Below are 19,867 nucleotides of genomic sequence, written 5' to 3'. Positions count from 1 at the left end.
TCATTTTAAAAAAATAGAAAAAATGGCAGATTTGAAACAATTCGCAGAGCAATTAGTTAACTTGACAGTTAAAGAAGTTAACGAATTAGCAACAATATTGAAAGATGAGTACGGTATCGAACCAGCTGCTGCAGCTGTAGTAGTTGCTGCTGGAGGTGGTGAAGGTGCTGCTGAAGAGGCTCAAACAGAATTTACAGTAGTATTGAAAGATGCTGGAGCTTCTAAATTAGCTGTAGTAAAATTAGTTAAAGAACTTACAGGTTTAGGTTTGAAAGAAGCTAAAGATGTAGTTGATAGCGCTCCTAGCAACGTTAAAGAAGGTGTAACTAAAGAAGAGGCTGAAGGTCTTAAAAAATCTTTAGAAGAAGCTGGAGCTGTTGTTGAGTTAAAATAATAAAACGTCAGTTTTAAAGTAGGTTTAGACCTTGGACGAAAGCGTCCAACGGTCTAAACCATTTTTCGTATAATAAAATATATCAAGTTTTATTATAAAATAGTTTAAAATACGAAAAGGTTTTTGATCAATACGAAGAAAGAAAATGTACAAAGAGTTTCTTGGTTTATTTTTAAAGATGTATTGATTATAAAAAGAAAGTATAGATTGTTTTATAAATTAAACAGTGTTTTTACACAAATAACTACTTTTTTTTAATCAAAATTTTGTCCATTGATGATAACAAATCAGACTGAAAGATTGAATTTTGCCTCTACCAAAAACATACCTCAGTATCCGGATTTCTTGGATGTTCAGGTAAAATCGTTTAAAGATTTCTTCCAATTAGAAACTAAATCTGACGAAAGAGGCGACGAAGGGTTATACAATACCTTCATGGAAAACTTTCCAATTACAGACACAAGAAACAACTTTGTATTGGAATTCCTTGATTACTTTGTAGATCCACCACGTTACACCATTCAAGAATGTATAGAAAGAGGTCTTACTTATAGTGTGCCTTTAAAAGCTAGGTTGAAACTATATTGTACAGATCCTGAACACGAAGATTTTGAAACTATTGTACAAGACGTTTATCTTGGAACAATACCTTACATGACACCAAGTGGTACTTTTGTTATCAATGGAGCAGAGCGAGTTGTAGTTTCTCAATTACACCGTTCTCCGGGTGTTTTCTTTGGGCAGTCATTCCATGCAAATGGAACAAAATTATATTCTGCGAGAGTTATTCCTTTTAAAGGATCTTGGATAGAATTTTCTACCGATATCAACAGCGTAATGTATGCGTATATTGATAGAAAGAAAAAATTACCTGTTACAACTTTATTCCGTGCAATTGGTTTCGAAAGAGATAAGGACATCCTTGAAATTTTTGACCTTGCTGAAGAAATTAAAGTTTCTAAAACAGGACTTAAAAAATATATTGGAAGAAAACTTGCTGCCCGTGTATTGAACACTTGGCATGAGGATTTCGTGGATGAGGATACTGGAGAGGTTGTTTCTATCGAGCGTAATGAGATTATCTTGGATAGAGATACCATCATCGATAAAGATAATGTTGAGGAAATCATCGAATCAAACGTTAAATCTATCTTGTTACACAAAGAAGATAATAATGCGGTTGATTATTCTATCATCCATAATACATTACAAAAAGACCCAACAAACTCTGAAAAAGAAGCTGTTGAGCATATCTATAGACAATTACGTAACGCTGAACCACCTGATGAGGAAACTGCTCGTGGTATCATTGATAAATTATTCTTCTCTGATCAACGTTACAACTTAGGTGAAGTAGGTCGTTATAGAATTAACAAAAAACTGAACCTTGATACTCCAATGGAAAAGCAAGTGCTTACCAAAGAAGATATCATTACTATCGTTAAATATTTGATCGAGTTGATTAACTCAAAAGCTGAGATTGACGATATCGACCACTTGTCAAACCGTCGTGTTAGAACTGTTGGAGAGCAATTGTCTCAACAATTTGGTGTTGGTTTGGCTCGTATGGCTAGAACTATTCGTGAGAGAATGAACGTTAGAGATAACGAGGTGTTTACACCGATAGATTTGATCAATGCTAAAACATTATCGTCTGTTATCAACTCTTTCTTTGGAACTAACCAGTTGTCTCAATTTATGGATCAAACGAATCCATTGGCTGAGATTACACACAAAAGAAGATTATCTGCACTTGGACCAGGTGGACTTTCGAGAGAGAGAGCTGGATTTGAGGTTCGTGACGTTCATTACACGCATTATGGTCGTTTATGTCCAATTGAAACTCCTGAGGGACCAAACATCGGTTTGATTTCGTCTCTTGGTGTTTATGCTAAAGTTAACGGAATGGGATTCATTGAAACTCCTTACCGTAAAGTAACCAATGGAGTTGTTGATTTAGAATCTACTCCTATTTACTTAAGTGCTGAAGAAGAAGAAGGAATGTTAATTGCCCAAGCTAACATAAAAATGGAAGCTTCAGGTCAAATTACTGCCGAAAACGTAATTGCGCGTCAAGAAGGTGATTTCCCTGTAATTGACCCTTCTCAAGTACATTACACTGACGTTGCGCCAAACCAAATCGCTTCGATTTCTGCATCTTTGATTCCTTTCTTGGAGCATGATGATGCGAACCGTGCGTTGATGGGATCGAACATGATGCGTCAGGCCGTACCATTGATACGTCCTGAAGCTCCAATTGTTGGTACAGGTTTAGAGCGTCAAGTAGCTTCGGATTCCAGAGTATTGATTAATGCAGAAGGACATGGAGTTGTAGAATATGTTGATGCTAATATCATTACTATCAAATACGATCGTTCTGAAGAAGAAAGAATGGTGAGTTTTGATGCTGATGAAAAAACATACAACTTAATTAAATTTAGAAAAACCAATCAAGGGACAAGTATCAATCTTAAACCTATCGTAAGAAAAGGGGACAGAGTGATTCCTGGTCAAGTGTTGTCTGAAGGATATGCAACTCAAAATGGAGAATTAGCTTTAGGTAGAAACCTTAAAGTTGCGTTCATGCCATGGAAAGGTTACAACTTTGAGGATGCGATTGTGATTTCTGAAAAAGTAGTTCGTGATGATATCTTTACCTCTATTCACATTGATGACTATTCATTAGAAGTTAGAGATACTAAATTAGGTAATGAAGAATTAACGAATGATATACCAAACGTTTCTGAAGAAGCTACAAAAGATTTGGATGAAAACGGTATGATTAGAATTGGTGCCGAGGTTAAACCTGGTGATATTCTTATCGGTAAAATTACGCCAAAAGGGGAATCAGATCCTACTCCGGAAGAGAAATTGCTACGTGCAATCTTCGGGGATAAAGCAGGTGATGTAAAAGATGCTTCATTAAAAGCGTCTCCTTCTTTACATGGTGTGGTTTTAGATAAAAAATTATTTGCAAGAGCAGTAAAAGATAAACGTAAACGTACTCAGGACAAGGATGCTTTAGGAGCACTTGAAATGGAGTTCGAAGTTAAATTTGTTGAGCTTAAAGATAGATTGATTGAGAAACTTTTCAATATTGTAAACGGAAAAACTTCTCAAGGTGTAATGAATGATTTGGGTGAAGAAGTTTTACCAAAAGGTAAAAAATATACTCAAAAAATGCTTTATGCTGTTGAAGATTTTGCTCACTTAAGTAAAGGTCAATGGGTTGCTGATGATGCAACAAATACTATGGTAAATGATTTGATTCATAACTATAAAATTAAATTGAACGATTTACAAGGAGCTTTACGTAGAGAGAAATTCACTATTACTGTTGGGGATGAATTACCATCAGGAATCTTGAAATTGGCTAAAGTATATATTGCCAAAAAACGTAAGTTGAAAGTAGGGGATAAAATGGCAGGACGTCACGGTAACAAAGGTATCGTTGCTCGTATCGTTCGTCATGAAGATATGCCTTTCTTGGAAGACGGAACACCAGTTGATATTGTATTGAACCCACTTGGGGTACCATCGCGTATGAACATCGGGCAAATCTATGAGACAGTATTAGGATGGGCTGGTATGAATTTGGGTAGAAAGTTTGCTACTCCAATTTTCGACGGAGCTTCTCTTGACGAAATCAATGCTTTGACTGATGAAGCTGGAGTACCACGTTTCGGACATACGCACCTTTATGATGGAGGTACTGGAGAGCGTTTCCACCAAGCTGCAACCGTTGGAGTTATCTATATGTTGAAATTAGGACACATGGTTGATGATAAGATGCACGCACGTTCTATCGGTCCATACTCGTTGATTACTCAACAACCACTTGGAGGTAAAGCTCAATTTGGAGGTCAGCGTTTTGGAGAGATGGAGGTTTGGGCTCTTGAAGCTTATGGAGCATCAAGTACTCTTAGAGAAATCTTGACTGTTAAATCTGATGATGTTATTGGTAGAGCCAAAACTTACGAGGCAATCGTAAAAGGTGAAACTATGCCAGAACCAGGATTGCCAGAATCATTCAATGTATTAATGCACGAATTGAAAGGTCTTGGACTTGATATTCGTTTAGAAGAATAAATTTTTTTGTCACAGTAGAGATGTTGCATCGCAGTATCTCTACTTGGCATTTTTACGAGTTTTTAAAGATTTATACCCGTAAACCGTTCCGATTTTTTATAGAATTTTTAAAAGTTTTATAATTAGCACTTCAAAAGTAAGTTTGAAGTTTAGAGAAGTAATTCGAGGTGTACAAATGTTGCATTGCAGCTTTTGTAAAGAATCAATTTTTAATTGCAAATAAATCAATAGTAAAAACTATGATAAATAATAGAAATAATAAAGAAAAGAATCTTGTAAAAAGATTTGACAAAATTTCGATAGGATTAGCTTCTCCAGAATCTATCTTGAAAGAATCAAGAGGTGAAGTATTGAAGCCTGAAACTATTAACTATAGAACTCACAAACCAGAGCGTGACGGTCTTTTCTGCGAAAGAATTTTTGGACCAGTAAAAGATTTTGAATGTGCTTGTGGAAAATATAAAAGAATCCGTTACAAAGGTATCATCTGCGACCGTTGTGGTGTTGAAGTTACTGAAAAGAAAGTACGTAGAGATAGAGTAGGACACATCAACCTTGTTGTGCCTATCGCTCACATCTGGTATTTCCGTTCACTTCCTAATAAAATTGGATATATTCTTGGTCTTCCATCTAAGAAATTAGATATGATTATCTACTACGAAAGATATGTAGTTATTCAACCAGGTATCGCCAAACATGCAGATGGTGAAGCTATTCAAAAATTAGATTTCTTGACAGAAGAAGAATATTTGAACATTCTAGATACTCTTCCTGCTGACAATCAATATTTAGATGATTTCGATCCTAATAAGTTTGTTGCCAAAATGGGAGCAGAGTGTATTATGGATTTATTGGCTCGTATAGATCTTGATGAATTATCTTATGATTTAAGACATAAAGCGAATAACGAAACATCAAAACAACGTAAAACTGAAGCGTTAAAGAGACTACAAGTTGTAGAATCTTTCCGTGAGTCTACTTTGAATAGAGAAAATCGTCCTGAGTGGATGATTATGAAAGTAATTCCGGTTATTCCACCAGAATTGCGTCCTCTTGTGCCACTTGATGGTGGACGTTTTGCAACTTCGGATTTGAATGATTTATACCGTCGTGTAATCATCCGTAACAACCGTTTGAAAAGATTGATCGAGATTAAAGCTCCTGAAGTAATCCTTCGTAACGAAAAACGTATGTTACAAGAATCTGTAGATTCACTTTTCGATAATACTCGTAAAGCTTCTGCAGTAAAAACGGAATCAAACAGACCTTTGAAATCATTATCTGATTCGTTAAAAGGTAAACAAGGGCGTTTCCGTCAAAACTTACTTGGAAAACGTGTGGATTATTCTGCTCGTTCGGTAATTGTTGTTGGACCTGAGTTGAAATTGTTTGAGTGTGGTTTGCCAAAAGATATGGCAGCTGAATTATACAAACCTTTTGTTATCCGTAAATTGATAGAAAGAGGAATTGTAAAAACAGTTAAATCTGCTAAGAAAATAATCGACAAAAAAGAGCCAGTAGTTTGGGATATCCTTGAAAATGTAATCAAAGGACATCCAGTATTACTAAACCGTGCTCCTACTTTGCACAGATTGGGTATTCAAGCGTTCCAGCCAAAATTGATTGAAGGAAAAGCGATTCAATTGCACCCATTAGTGTGTACGGCGTTCAACGCGGATTTTGACGGGGATCAGATGGCGGTTCACTTGCCATTAGGACCAGAGGCTATTTTGGAAGCTCAATTGTTAATGTTGGCTTCTCATAATATCTTGAACCCAGCAAATGGTGCGCCAATCACTGTACCTTCTCAGGACATGGTTTTGGGTCTATATTATATGACCAAAGAGCGTTTGTCAACACCTGAGAAAACTATTTTAGGAGAAGGAATTACATTCTATTCTGCTGAAGAGGTAAATATTGCATTAAACGAAGGAAGATTAGAATTGAATGCTCGTGTGAAAATTAGAGCAAAAGATTTTAATGAAAATGGAGATTTGGTTTACCAAATTATTCAAACAACTGCCGGACGTGTATTATTTAACGAAGTAGTACCGGAAGCAGCTGGATATATCAATGACGTATTGACTAAGAAAAACTTAAGAGATATCATCGGACACGTATTGAGTTCGACTGATGTTCCTACAACTGCAGCTTTCTTGGACAATATGAAAGATATGGGGTATAAATTTGCATTCAAAGGAGGATTATCATTCTCTCTTGGTGATATTAGAATCCCAGAACAAAAACCAAAATTGATTGCAGATGCCAGAGAGCAAGTTGAAGGTATTTCTGCTAACTATAACATGGGTCTTATTACCAATAACGAACGTTACAACCAAGTTATTGACGTATGGACTTCTGCAAATGCTCAATTGACAGAGTTGGCAATGAAAAACATTAGAGAAGACCAACAAGGTTTCAACTCTGTGTATATGATGCTTGACTCTGGGGCGAGGGGTTCTAAAGAACAGATTCGTCAGTTAACCGGTATGCGTGGTTTGATGGCTAAGCCTAAAAAATCTACTGCTGGTGGTGGTGAGATTATTGAAAACCCGATTCTTTCCAACTTTAAGGAAGGTCTTTCGATCCTTGAGTACTTTATCTCTACTCACGGTGCTCGTAAAGGTCTTGCGGATACGGCTTTGAAAACTGCCGATGCTGGATACTTGACAAGAAGATTACATGACGTTTCTCAGGATGTTATTGTTAACATCGAGGATTGTGGTACTCTTAGAGGTATCGAAGTTTCTGCTTTAAAGAAAAATGAGGAAATCGTTGAGACATTAGGAGAAAGAATCTTAGGACGTGTTGCATTACAAGATGTAATTAATCCTTTAACAAGTGAAATTTTAGTACACGCTGGTGAGCAAATTACTGAAGCATTAGTGAAAGGTATCGAAGCTTCTCCAGTAGAGAAAGTAGAAGTGCGTTCTCCATTGGTTTGTGAGGCTACTAAAGGTATTTGTGCTAAATGTTATGGTAGAAACTTGGCAACTGGTAAAATGACTCAAAGAGGTGAGGCTGTTGGTGTAATTGCTGCACAGTCAATTGGAGAGCCAGGTACACAGTTGACATTGCGTACTTTCCACGTTGGAGGGGTTGCAGGAGGTATTTCTGAAGAGTCTAGTATTGTTACTCGTTTTGCAGGTAAATTAGAGATTGAAGATCTTAAAACTGTAAAAGGTGAAGATGCTGAAGGTAATTCAGTTGATATCGTTGTTTCTCGTTCTACAGAATTAAAATTAGTTGACGAAAAAACAGGTATTTTATTAAGTACTCATAACATTCCTTACGGTTCTAGTATTTTTGTGGCTGATGGTCAATCAGTAGCAAAAGGTGATGTAATCTGTAAATGGGATCCATATAACGGGGTTATCGTTTCTGAGTTTACCGGTAAAATTGCTTACGAAGATTTAGAGCAAGGACAATCGTTCATGGTTGAAATCGATGAGCAAACTGGTTTCCAAGAAAAAGTAATCTCTGAGGCAAGAAACAAAAAATTAATCCCTACATTATTGGTTTACGGTAAAGATGGAGAATTAATTCGTTCTTATAACTTACCAGTAGGTGCACACTTGATGGTTGATAACGGTGAGAAAATTAAAGCTGGTAAAGTTTTGGTTAAAATCCCTCGTCGTTCTTCTAAATCTGGGGATATCACAGGAGGTTTACCAAGAATTACCGAGTTGTTAGAGGCTCGTAATCCTTCGAATCCAGCTGTAGTTTCTGAGATTGATGGTGTTGTTTCTTTTGGAAAAATTAAAAGAGGTAATCGTGAGATCGTTATTGAGTCTAAATTTGGTGACGTTAGAAAATACTTGGTTAAATTATCAAGCCAAATATTAGTTCAGGAAAATGACTTCGTAAGAGCTGGTGCTCCTTTATCTGATGGTGCAATTACGCCAGATGATATCTTAAGAATTCAAGGGCCTGCAGCTGTTCAACAGTACTTGGTAAATGAAATTCAAGAGGTATACCGTCTTCAAGGGGTAAAAATCAACGATAAGCACTTTGAGGTAGTAATCCGCCAAATGATGCGTAAAGTACAAGTTGAAGATCCGGGAGATACATTGTTCCTAGAAGATCAATTGATTCATACTAAAGATTTCATCGTTCAAAACGATAATCTTTACGGAATGAAAGTGGTTGAAGATGCTGGAGATTCAAGTGTATTGAAACCAGGTCAGATTATTACGCCACGTCAATTGCGTGATGAAAATTCATTATTGAAGCGTACGGATAAAAATCTTGTTGTTGCCCGTGATGTAATTACAGCGACTGCAACACCAATTCTACAAGGTATTACCAGAGCTTCTCTTCAAACGAAATCATTTATCTCTGCTGCTTCGTTCCAAGAAACAACAAAAGTATTGAATGAAGCTGCTGTTGCAGGTAAACTTGATTTGTTAGAAGGATTGAAAGAAAATGTAATTGTTGGACATAGAATCCCTGCTGGTACAGGTATGAGAGAATATGACAATGCAATTGTAGGTTCTAGAGAAGATTATAATGATATGATGGCTAACAAAGAAGAATATATTTATTAATTCTTTTTGCAATATTTCTCTCTTTGCTTGAGTAGAGAGAGAATATTGAAAAAATATAATTTTTTTATGAGCAATCCTAAACAACAACAAGAACAAATAAATATAGAGTTAGATGAAAATATAGCAGAGGGGATTTATTCTAACTTAGCTATTATTAATCATTCTTCATCAGAATTTGTATTGGATTTTGTATGTATTATGCCTGGTGTTCCAAAAGCAAAAGTGAAATCAAGAATTGTTTTGACTCCACAGCATGCTAAAAGATTGCTCAAAGCAATTGGTGAAAATATCCATCGTTTTGAAATGACACATGGTGAAATCAAAGAGGTTGAACAGCCCCCAATTCCACTAAATTTTGGTCCGACAGGACAAGCATAATTTGAAATTAGAAAAAAAGACTACCTTTTGGGTAGTCTTTTTTTTGTTCTTATTATTTAAAAGAGCATTTGAGTTAAACTCATTACGGTAGAATTTAGTTTTTTTTCTAACGCTTTGATCTAAGAGTTGCATTTAAACGATTTTTTTTATTGTTCAACGACTATTTTTTTTCTCAAAAATGTATTCCAGTAGTTTTGCGCCTTGTTTACAACCCCAAAGTATAGAAGGAATAATGGATAACGTTTTAAAATTGAGAACAAAGAGTAATAAGAGAATTCAATTTTTGATTTCTGTTCTGTTTGTTTTTTTTGCTGGTTCATCTGCATTTGCCCAAAAGGCAGATGTTGAAAGTCGTTTAAATGATATTTCAATAAACAGAAATGATAATGCTGTTGGTACAGCACCAGTTAATGCGTCCAGTAGCGTAAAATTGAATTCAAGTATGAATTTTATTTTATGGTTTATGGGTACAAAAGAAGATGTCGATTGTACTAAATCAAAAGATACATTTTTCACCAAAAAAAGCATTTTAACTTCTGGTAGAGAACCAAATCATTTGCTGTTGAAAACCCTTTTGAAAAAGGCTTTAAATGTTGAATCTTGTTAGAATTTAAGGTTAAATTTAATTTGTATATATGAAAAAACGCCAACTTTACGTTGGCGTTTTTTTTGTATTTTCTAATAATTGAGTTAATCGAATTCAGAAGTGAAAAATAATTTGACACTTGGGTATTTGCTTTGTGTCATTTGGATTGTAAAATCAGAATCGGCTAGAAAAACCAATTGGTTGTATTTGTCCTTAGCCAAAAACTTCTGCTTTATACGCTTGAATTCTTTGAACTCTTCATTTTTGGCATCATCGGGTTTTACCCAACAAGCTTTGTGAACAGGGAAGTTTTCATAAGTACATTTTGCTCCATATTCGTGCTCCAATCGGTATTGGATAACTTCATATTGTAATGCCCCAACTGTTCCGATTACTTTTCTGTTATTCATTTCCAAAGTAAATAATTGAGCAACCCCTTCATCCATCAATTGATCAACTCCTTTGTCAAGTTGTTTGGCTTTCATTGGATCGGCATTGTTGATGTATCTAAAGTGTTCCGGAGAGAAACTTGGAATACCTTTGAAACTCATTATTTCACCTTCGGTCAAAGTATCACCAATTTTGAAATTCCCGGTATCATGTAATCCAACTATATCGCCAGGATAAGAAATATCTACTATTTCTTTCTTCTCGGCAAAAAAGGCATTTGGACTTGAGAATTTCAAGTTTTTCTTTTGACGTACGTGGAAGTAAGGTTTGTTTCTTTCAAAAGTACCGGAAACAATTTTTATGAAAGCCAATCTGTCTCTATGTTTTGGATCCATATTGGCGTGAATTTTAAAAACAAATCCAGACATTTTTTCTTCTTTCGGATCAACTAATCGAGTTTCAGAATCCTTGGCTCTTGGTGATGGTGCAATAGCTATAAAACAATCCAATAGTTCACGAACTCCAAAGTTGTTTAAGGCAGAACCAAAAAAGACAGGTTGTAATTTTCCGTCCAAATAATCTTGTTGATTAAATTTAGGATAAACTTCATCGATCAATTCTAATTCCTCACGTAAACGGTCAGCTGGTTTTTGACCGATTATTTGCTCTAATTCTGGGTTTTGAACATCTGAGAAAGCGATTGTTTCCTCAATGTTTTTACGACTATCGCCACTAAATAAATTTATATTTTGTTCCCAAAGATTGTAAATGCCTTGAAAGTCATAACCCATACCAATTGGGAAACTTAGAGGAGTTACTGTTAAGCCAAGTTTTTGCTCAACTTCGTCCATTAAATCAAAAGCATCTTTTCCTTCTCGGTCTAATTTATTGATAAAAACAATGATAGGAATTTTGCGCATTCTACATACCGCAACCAGTTTTTCGGTTTGCTCTTCGACCCCTTTTGCAACGTCAATTACAACAATTACACTGTCAACTGCTGTCAGAGTTCTAAAAGTGTCTTCGGCAAAATCTTTGTGACCAGGTGTATCAAGAATGTTGATTTTTTTGTCTTTATAATTAAAGGCCAAAACAGAAGTGGAAACCGAGATTCCTCTCTGACGTTCAATTTCCATGAAATCGCTCGTTGCTCCTTTTTTTATTTTATTACTTTTCACAGCACCAGCTTCTTGAATCGCACCCCCAAAAAGAAGCAATTTTTCAGTTAGTGTTGTTTTTCCGGCATCGGGGTGTGAAATAATCCCAAAAGTGCGTCTTCGTTGTATTTCTTTTAAAAAACTCATATTTCGTATAAATAGGTTGCAAAAGTACTATTAAATTGCGGCTTTATAAAAAAATATTAACTTCTTAATTTGGATGTTTGTTTTCGTAATTTTATTGAATAAAAAATAAGGCTGTTTTGAAAACAGCCTTATAATAATTTTTTTAACTTATTGATTAATTGACCAAACTGAATATCCTTTTGGCGGACATTGGATTTTTACCCATTTATCTCCCTGAGTTGTTGGATACCAATTTGAATTTCCTGTAAAATCTTTAATTTGAGTATTGGACCAGTTTGTTTGGATCCATCTTTCCTGCCAATAATCAGAGTTGTTTATGTAAACAACTAATCCTGGATTTCCGTTATATCCATTTCTTCTTGCTACATATTCATCATTATCAGAATATAAAATAGAAGTTGTTCCCGTAGCTTTGTTGTTATGGATCCAGATTAAGTTGTTTAATTTGTTTTTATCTAGCCATTCTTCATAATCTCTATAGAAAATCGTAGGATAACCTTCGTGGGTTAATATGTAGGCATAAGCCAGCATTTTGTTCCAAATTTCATCAGTGTCATGGTTTGTTACAAAAGTTACCGCTTTGAAAGGGTTTCTTTTCCACATCATATCGTCATTTAAAAGAGCCAGATTATTTCCGTCAAAAGCATCATTCATTTTATAATAGCAAGCAAAATCGAAAACAGAACTATTGGCATTATTCGCCCACCATTCCAAAGTATTTACATTAGAATCCCAATATTCTCCAACTGAGAATCCTCCAACATTGGCATTCCAAGCATTTACTACCCATGGTCCAAAACCTTTTACGTAATCAAATCTCCATCCATCAAATTTCATTGTGTTTTTATAATATTTTCCAACACCATCAGCTCTGAGCCATAACCAGTCTTGTACATTTGGAGAGGCATGACACAAATCTGGAAAACCGCCAAATGCACCTTCATCATTATTACCATAACTGTTTTTGTAAAAATCATTGTAGTTACGTTTAAATTTCCCTGAAGCAACTCCAGTGAAATCTGTCCAAGTATTTGTTCCTGTGAAAGGGTTGCTTTCAGAAGCTCCTCCGCTGTTATGATTAATTACAATGTCGGCAAACACTTTAATGTTTTCGGAATGGGCTTTTGTGATTAAATTGACTAATTCTGTTTTGGAACCAAAGCGAGTTTCTAAAGAGCCATTTTGATTGTAGTCTCCAAAATCAAAATAGTCGGTAGGGTCATACCCCATGGAATAAGCCCCGTTTTGGGCTTTGGAAGCGGGAGGTAGCCATATCGATCCAATTCCGGCATTTCCCCAGTCCGTAATTTTTGATGCAATTGTATCCCACCAGTTTCCTCCTGCAGGTACATCCCAGTAAAAGGCTTGCATCATTACCCCTCCGCCGGGATTGTCAACATATTTTCCCGTGAGTGATGTTTTTGAAATTCCTAGGCTAAATGGACGTCCGTCATGCGTTGTAACATTAATAACCTTGAAAGGGGTTGTCGATGAAGTATTTGAATTTTTGATTTCATCCTCAGATGAATTGCAGGAATAAAGCCCAGCTAGTAAAGCGGTTAATAAATAAATTTTAAAAATTGGTTTCTTCATGGTTTGGTTAATTTAAGTTTGGTAATTGGTTTTTTGGTTTAATTAATAATTTTTGCTTCTTGAAAATCTGTTTTGTTTGTACTTTTTTGTGTTTTGTAATCACTTGTAAACTATTAGATTAACTTTTAAGCGTGACGAATGTATTTAAAATACAATAAGATTTATATTTTTTAAATTTCAAATATTTACTATTACGATATAGTGTTTATAAATTGTTTTGAAGAACAATTAATTTGTCGGATTTGGAATAGCTTTTTAGGGATGATAATTATATTGACTATGTTTTAAAAATTATCAAAAAATGCAAAAAGCAATATAATCTTGTGAAAAATGTATTTTTTACATTTTAAAAAGAAATAAATGATAATTTATTAATAAAACAAGGTGAAAGATTGAAGTGAAAAAAAGTGAATTATTGAAAAAGATATTTTTTTTAAGTTTTTACTTTTTTAAATTAGGATCCGTTTCTTGGATTTTGAATTATAATAATAAAGGCTATAAGGAACTTAATAATTTTTTGTTAATAGTACCGAGGAAACTTGTTTAATGCCTTTGAATTGTTATTTTTGTTCGGTTTAAGTTTGGTAAAATGTAAGGATTTTGCAGAATTAATGTGTTTTAGTTCTTTAAAACTTAAATATAAATAAACTTGTTTCGTTATAAAGTATGTTATTTGATATAAAATTGCTTTTATTGTGAAACTTTGGTTGAAATAATATTAATATAAAATATAAAAAATGCCTTTAAAAAATGCACAAATGAAATCCATGACTAATAGAGTTGTGTTAACTTTTTTTCTTTTGTTTTCTGCTTTAACCTTTGTAAATGCACAGGAAATTATAAAAGATAATGCTGTTGCTGATACAAAACAGGTGGCACCTTCCGGAAAAAAATTGAAGGTTGATGGAGTTGTTGCAACTGTTGGGGATTACATGATTTTGGATTCTGATATTGATAAAGGCTTTTTGGAAATTACAGCAAATGGAGGATCTACAAAAGATATAACGAGATGTCAGATTTTAGGGAAATTGTTGGAGGATAAATTATACGCGCATCAGGCGGTTCAGGATAGTATTATAGTTAGTGATTCTGAAGTAAAAGGAATGATGGATGAAAGGTTGAACTATATGCTTGAGCAAATCGGGGGTATGGATAAATTGGTGAAATACTATCAAAAAAATTCGGAAGAAGAATTTAGAACTTACTTCTTTGATGTGTTGAAAGAGCAAAAGCTTACAAGCGAAATGCAAAAGAAAATTGTTGAAAAAGTTGAAATAACTCCTGAAGAAGTCCGCGAATTTTTTAAAAAAATACCAGCTGCTGATTTGCCAGTTTTTGGTGCAGAATTAGAAGTAGCCCAAATTGTGGTAAAACCTAAGGTTACCGAAGCGGACAAGAAAAAGGTAATTGATAAATTGAACGCTTGGAGGAAAGAATGTCTTGAAGGAGCTAGTTTTGCAACCAAAGCGGTATTGTATTCTGAAGATCCAGGATCCAGTAAAAATGGTGGGTATTATAAAATGACCCGAAAAACACCTTTTGTAAAAGAGTTTAAAGATGTGGCTTTTAGTCTTGCTGAAGGTGAAATTTCTGAACCTTTTGAAACTATTTACGGATTTCATATTATTTATGTTGAAAAAATAAAAGGTCAAGAAATTGAATTAAGACATATCTTGATTTCTCCTGAAGTTAGTAAAGAGTCTTTACAAGAAGCTAATGATAAAATTACACTGATAAGAAAAAAGATTCTTGATAAAGAGATTACTTTTGCGGAAGCGGCAAGAACAATGTCGGACGAAAAAGAAACAAGAGCCAATGGTGGAACTTTGGTGAATCCTAAAACACAAGACACACGATTTGAATTGACTAATATGGATCCTTCCATATATAGCCAGGTTTCTAATTTGAAAGACAACGAAATTTCAACGCCATTTTTGGAAAATGTTCAAGGGAAAAAAGATTATAAAATAATGATAGTTACCAATAGAATTGATTCCCATACTGCTGATTATGCCAAGGATTATATTAAAATTAAAGATTTGGCTTTAAAGGATAAACAATTCAAAGCGATTGGTAAATGGTTTGATACAAAAATAAAAGACACTTATATTAAGATTGTTGACGAATATAGAGATTGTCCTTTTACCAATAATTGGTTAAAAAAATAATTTTCATTAAATAGATAAAAAGAGTTAGTTTTATGTTTGATAATACTAACTCTTTTTAATTTAAAAAAAATACAATATAAAATGTCGGATGTAGCAGCGATACAAAATTTAGTTGAAAAACGTAACGAATTAAAAAAAGAAATAGCCAAAATTATAGTTGGTCAGGAAGAAGTCGTTGATCAGATTTTGCTTTGTATCTTTTCAGGAGGTCACGCGCTGTTGGTTGGGGTTCCTGGATTGGCCAAAACATTATTGGTGAATACTTTGGCCAAAGCGTTGGGGTTGGATTTTAAAAGAATTCAATTTACGCCGGATTTAATGCCATCGGATATATTAGGGAGTGAAATATTAGATGAAAACAGACAATTTAAATTTATAAAAGGGCCATTGTTTTCTAATATTATTTTGGCTGATGAGATAAACAGGACTCCGCCAAAAACACAGTCGGCTTTATTGGAAGCGATGCAGGAAAGATCGGTTACTATTGCGGGAGTGAATCATAAGTTGAGTTTGCCGTATTTTGTGTTGGCAACTCAAAATCCTATAGAACAAGAAGGAACCTACCCTTTGCCTGAAGCGCAATTAGACCGATTTATGTTTGCTATAAAACTGGAATACCCTTCGTTTGAGGAGGAAGTTCAAGTGGTAAAACGCACAACTGCAGATGCTGACACAAAGGTAAATGCATTGTTTACAGCTCAAGAAATTATCGATTTCCAACATTTGATTCGTCGCATTCCTGTTGCGGATAATGTGGTGGAATATGCTGTGACACTGGTAAGTAAAACGCGTCCGGATAATGCGCTTTCTAATGGATTTGTGAAAAACTATTTGGATTGGGGTGCAGGGCCAAGGGCTTCGCAGAATTTAATTTTGGCAGCAAAAGCCCATGCTGCTTTTCACGGTAAATTTTCACCTGATATAGAAGATGTGAAAGCAGTCGCAACCGGAATATTACGACACCGAATCATTAAAAACTACAAAGCTGACGCCGAAGGGATTTCTGAGGAAATGATAATTGATAAGCTGATTTAAGGCTAAAAAATAATAAATTGATGAAAAGTGCTACATTCAAATAAAGATGTAGCACTTTTTGTTTTAACAATAGATTTTATTTTTGTTAAAATCCAATTTACCTATTGCTGAATTTGCAAATTTGACAGGTGAAATGTGCTTATTTCTTATTTAAACGTATTGAAATCGTTTATTTTGCAATAATAATTTTTGAAAAAGGGACATCTATTAAATTTTTTAAAATAATCATCTTTAATTATTAAATTTGCAGGACAAAAAAATAAAAAAGACTAATAATTATGGTTTTTTGTATTGAAATAATCAATAAAATAGGCCATTAACCGACTTCAATTATGAATATTTATAACGATTACATCAAGGAGATCGAAGAAAGAAAAATACAGGGACTTCATCCGAAGCCAATTGATGATGCTCAATTATTAAGCGAAATCATTGCGCAAATTAAAGATTTAGATAATGCTAATAGAGAAGATTCTCTTAAGTTTTTTATTTACAACACTTTGCCGGGAACTACAAGTGCTGCTGGGGAGAAAGCGAAGTTTTTAAAAGAGATTATCCTTGGTGAGTCAGTGGTTAAGGAAATAACGCCAGCTTTTGCTTTTGAGTTATTGTCGCACATGAAGGGTGGACCTTCTATTGAGGTGTTACTTGACTTGGCGTTAGGAAATGACGAAGATATTGCAAAGCAAGCTGCGGAAGTTTTAAAAACTCAGGTTTTCCTTTATGAGGCTGATACTGATCGTTTGAAAGCAGCTTACAATAGTGGTAATGCAATCGCTACAGCCATTCTTGAAAGTTATGCTAAGGCTGAATTCTTTACTAAATTACCGGAAGTTGCAGAAGAAATTAAGGTAGTTACTTTTATCGCAGGTGAAGGGGATATTTCTACGGATTTACTTTCTCCAGGAAATCAAGCGCACTCACGTTCTGACCGTGAACTTCACGGTAAATGTATGATCACTCCTCAAGCTCAAGAAGAAATTAAAGCACTTCAAGCACAACATCCAGACGCAAGTGTGATGTTAATTGCTGAAAAAGGTACTATGGGTGTTGGATCATCAAGAATGTCAGGTGTAAATAACGTGGCACTTTGGACAGGAAAACAAGCAAGTCCTTATGTTCCATTTGTGAATTTTGCACCAATCGTTGGGGGTACAAATGGTATTTCTCCAATTTTCCTTACTACAGTTGATGTAACTGGAGGTATTGGTCTTGACCTTAAAAACTGGGTTAAAAAAGTAGATGCATCAGGAAATGTTGTTCGCAATGAAAGTGGAGAACCTATATTGGAAGAAGCATATTCTGTAGCTACGGGAACTGTTTTAACAATCAATACAAAAACTAAAAAATTATACAATGGCGATAAAGAATTAATTGATATCGCTAAAGCATTCACTCCTCAGAAAATGGAATTCATTAAAGCGGGAGGATCTTATGCTATTGTATTTGGGAAAAAATTACAAACATTGGCTGCTAAAACTTTAGGAGTTGAAGCTCCTGCTGTATTTGCTCCATCAAAAGAAATTTCTCATGAAGGACAAGGTTTAACAGCAGTTGAGAAAATTTTCAACAGAAACGCTGTTGGAACAACTCCTGGAAAAGTGTTGCACGCAGGTTCGGATGTTCGTGTGGAGGTAAATATTGTAGGTTCACAAGATACGACTGGTCTTATGACTGCTCAGGAGTTGGAATCTATGGCTGCCACAGTGATTTCTCCAATCGTTGATGGTGCTTACCAATCAGGATGTCACACTGCTTCGGTTTGGGATAAAAAAGCGCAGGCAAACATTCCAAAGTTGATGAAGTTCATGAACAACTTCGGTTTGATCACAGCACGTGACCCGAAAGGTGTTTATCACTCAATGACTGACGTAATCCACAAAGTACTTAACGATATTACAATTGATGAGTGGGCTATCATTATTGGTGGTGACTCTCACACAAGAATGTCCAAAGGTGTTGCTTTTGGTGCTGACTCAGGAACAGTTGCTCTTGCACTTGCTACAGGTGAAGCTTCAATGCCAATCCCTGAATCAGTGAAAGTGACGTTCAAGGGAGACATGAAAAGTTATATGGATTTCCGTGATGTGGTTCACGCTACTCAAGCCCAAATGCTTAAGCAATTTGGTGGAGAGAACGTATTCCAAGGTAGAATCATTGAGGTTCATATTGGAACTCTTACTGCTGACCAAGCCTTTACGTTTACTGACTGGACTGCAGAAATGAAAGCAAAAGCTTCTATCTGTATTTCTGAAGACGATACTTTGATTGAATCATTGGAGATTGCAAAAGGCAGAATCCAAATCATGATTGACAAAGGAATGGATAACCATAATCAAGTTCTTCAAGGATTGATTAATAAAGCAAATAAGAGAATTGCTGAGATTAAATCAGGTGAGAAACCTGCTTTGATTCCTGATGCAAACGCTAAATATTACGCTGAAGTTGAAGTTGATTTGGATCAGATTGCTGAGCCAATGATTGCTGACCCAGACGTAAATAATGCCGATGTTTCTAAACGATACACTCACGATACAATCAGACCGTTATCTTACTATGGTGGAGATAAAAAAGTAGATCTAGGATTCATCGGTTCTTGTATGGTTCACAAAGGAGATATGAAAATCCTTGCTCAAATGCTTAAAAACATTGAAGAGCAACAAGGTAAAGTTGAGTTCAAAGCTCCTCTTGTTGTAGCTCCGCCAACTTATAATATCGTTGATGAGCTTAAAGCTGAAGGCGACTGGGAAGTATTGCAAAAATACTCTGGTTTCGAATTTAATGACGATGCGCCTAAGGGAGCTGCCCGTACTGAATACGAAAACATGTTGTATTTAGAGCGTCCGGGTTGTAACCTTTGTATGGGTAACCAAGAAAAAGCGGCTAAAGGAGATACTGTAATGGCAACTTCTACACGTCTTTTCCAAGGAAGAGTTGTTGAGGATTCTGCTGAGAAAAAAGGAGAATCGTTGCTTTCTTCAACTCCTGTTGTTGTTTTGTCAACTATTTTAGGTAGAACACCTTCAATTGAAGAATATACAGCTGCAGTTGACGGTATCAACTTGACTAAGTTTGCACCATCACATAAATTGTTAGTTAAATAATCGAAAGATTAGTTAATCATAATTCAGAAGCCCGAGTTTTGACTCGGGCTTTTTTTTTGCTTTGATTCCAAAAAGGCCAAATGTTGCCTTTTTAGCCCCGATGGAAGTTTGTATCCTTTTATGCCGGGGTTTGGCATAAAAGATACTGCGGACAGCGGGAACCATGTCTCCAAAAATGCTAAATGTTTCTGCTTCAAAATAATAATCGGATTCAGGTTAATAGATGCTCGATTTTTTTGTAACTTGTATTGTTTAAGGAAAAATAACAAAAACAATTAA

At 35.2% G+C, this 19,867-nt stretch carries 10 protein-coding genes; 8 read left to right on the top strand and 2 right to left on the bottom strand.

All coding sequences use genetic code 11. From position 1 onward, the window contains the following. The first annotated feature begins 22 nt into the window (after positions 1-22). From rplL to OZP12_RS18305, 5 genes are all read left to right on the top strand, one after another. A complete protein-coding gene (gene rplL / locus OZP12_RS18325; protein WP_035639358.1) occupies positions 23-394 on the top strand; it encodes a 50S ribosomal protein L7/L12 in 372 nt (123 codons plus the stop codon). A gap of 276 nt (positions 395-670) precedes the next feature. Then, positions 671-4,483 carry a DNA-directed RNA polymerase subunit beta gene (gene rpoB, locus OZP12_RS18320; RefSeq protein ID WP_281226529.1) on the top strand — a complete coding sequence of 1,271 codons (3,813 nt, stop codon included), beginning with the start codon at positions 671-673 and terminating at the stop codon, positions 4,481-4,483. A gap of 239 nt (positions 4,484-4,722) precedes the next feature. Next, positions 4,723-9,030 (top strand): DNA-directed RNA polymerase subunit beta', encoded by a 4,308-nt coding sequence (rpoC, locus tag OZP12_RS18315; protein ID WP_281226528.1) that lies wholly within the window; start codon positions 4,723-4,725, stop codon positions 9,028-9,030. A 66-nt stretch (positions 9,031-9,096) separates the two neighbouring features. Then, positions 9,097-9,408 carry a DUF3467 domain-containing protein gene (locus tag OZP12_RS18310; protein ID WP_281226527.1) on the top strand — a complete coding sequence of 104 codons (312 nt, stop codon included), beginning with the start codon at positions 9,097-9,099 and terminating at the stop codon, positions 9,406-9,408. A gap of 232 nt (positions 9,409-9,640) precedes the next feature. After that, positions 9,641-10,015, top strand: coding sequence for a hypothetical protein (locus OZP12_RS18305; protein ID WP_281226526.1), 375 nt, complete (start codon positions 9,641-9,643; stop codon positions 10,013-10,015). An 83-nt stretch (positions 10,016-10,098) separates the two neighbouring features. On the opposite strand, the gene OZP12_RS18300 is transcribed toward OZP12_RS18305, so the two are convergent. Next, positions 10,099-11,688: a peptide chain release factor 3 gene (locus OZP12_RS18300; protein WP_281226525.1), complete on the bottom strand. Its 1,590-nt coding sequence runs from the start codon at positions 11,686-11,688 to the stop codon at positions 10,099-10,101. Between the two features lie 147 nt (positions 11,689-11,835). Further along, on the bottom strand, positions 11,836-13,281 hold the full coding sequence (locus OZP12_RS18295) for an alpha-amylase (RefSeq protein WP_281226524.1): 1,446 nt from the start codon (positions 13,279-13,281) through the stop codon (positions 11,836-11,838). A gap of 737 nt (positions 13,282-14,018) precedes the next feature. Here OZP12_RS18295 and OZP12_RS18290 point away from each other — a divergent pair. From OZP12_RS18290 to OZP12_RS18280, 3 genes are all read left to right on the top strand, one after another. After that, entirely contained in the window at positions 14,019-15,449 is a 1,431-nt protein-coding gene (locus tag OZP12_RS18290) for a peptidylprolyl isomerase (protein ID WP_281226523.1), read from the top strand. 81 nt (positions 15,450-15,530) lie between these two features. After that, positions 15,531-16,484, top strand: a complete 954-nt coding sequence (locus OZP12_RS18285) for an AAA family ATPase (RefSeq protein ID WP_281226522.1) — start codon at positions 15,531-15,533, stop codon at positions 16,482-16,484. Positions 16,485-16,816: 332 nt separating this feature from the next. After that, positions 16,817-19,588 (top strand): bifunctional aconitate hydratase 2/2-methylisocitrate dehydratase, encoded by a 2,772-nt coding sequence (locus tag OZP12_RS18280; RefSeq protein ID WP_281226521.1) that lies wholly within the window; start codon positions 16,817-16,819, stop codon positions 19,586-19,588. Positions 19,589-19,867 lie beyond the last annotated feature (279 nt).

Source organism: Flavobacterium aquiphilum, assembly GCF_027111335.1.
GTDB lineage: Bacteria > Bacteroidota > Bacteroidia > Flavobacteriales > Flavobacteriaceae > Flavobacterium > Flavobacterium aquiphilum.
This window is presented reverse-complemented; position numbering and strand designations above follow the sequence as displayed.

Coding starts and splice junctions, on each gene's coding strand:
- rplL (WP_035639358.1), top strand. CDS start 23: ATGGCAGATTTGAAACAATTCGCAGAGCAATTAGTTAACTTGACAGTT.
- rpoB (WP_281226529.1), top strand. CDS start 671: ATGATAACAAATCAGACTGAAAGATTGAATTTTGCCTCTACCAAAAAC.
- rpoC (WP_281226528.1), top strand. CDS start 4,723: ATGATAAATAATAGAAATAATAAAGAAAAGAATCTTGTAAAAAGATTT.
- OZP12_RS18310 (WP_281226527.1), top strand. CDS start 9,097: ATGAGCAATCCTAAACAACAACAAGAACAAATAAATATAGAGTTAGAT.
- OZP12_RS18305 (WP_281226526.1), top strand. CDS start 9,641: ATGGATAACGTTTTAAAATTGAGAACAAAGAGTAATAAGAGAATTCAA.
- OZP12_RS18300 (WP_281226525.1), bottom strand. CDS start 11,688: ATGAGTTTTTTAAAAGAAATACAACGAAGACGCACTTTTGGGATTATT.
- OZP12_RS18295 (WP_281226524.1), bottom strand. CDS start 13,281: ATGAAGAAACCAATTTTTAAAATTTATTTATTAACCGCTTTACTAGCT.
- OZP12_RS18290 (WP_281226523.1), top strand. CDS start 14,019: ATGCCTTTAAAAAATGCACAAATGAAATCCATGACTAATAGAGTTGTG.
- OZP12_RS18285 (WP_281226522.1), top strand. CDS start 15,531: ATGTCGGATGTAGCAGCGATACAAAATTTAGTTGAAAAACGTAACGAA.
- OZP12_RS18280 (WP_281226521.1), top strand. CDS start 16,817: ATGAATATTTATAACGATTACATCAAGGAGATCGAAGAAAGAAAAATA.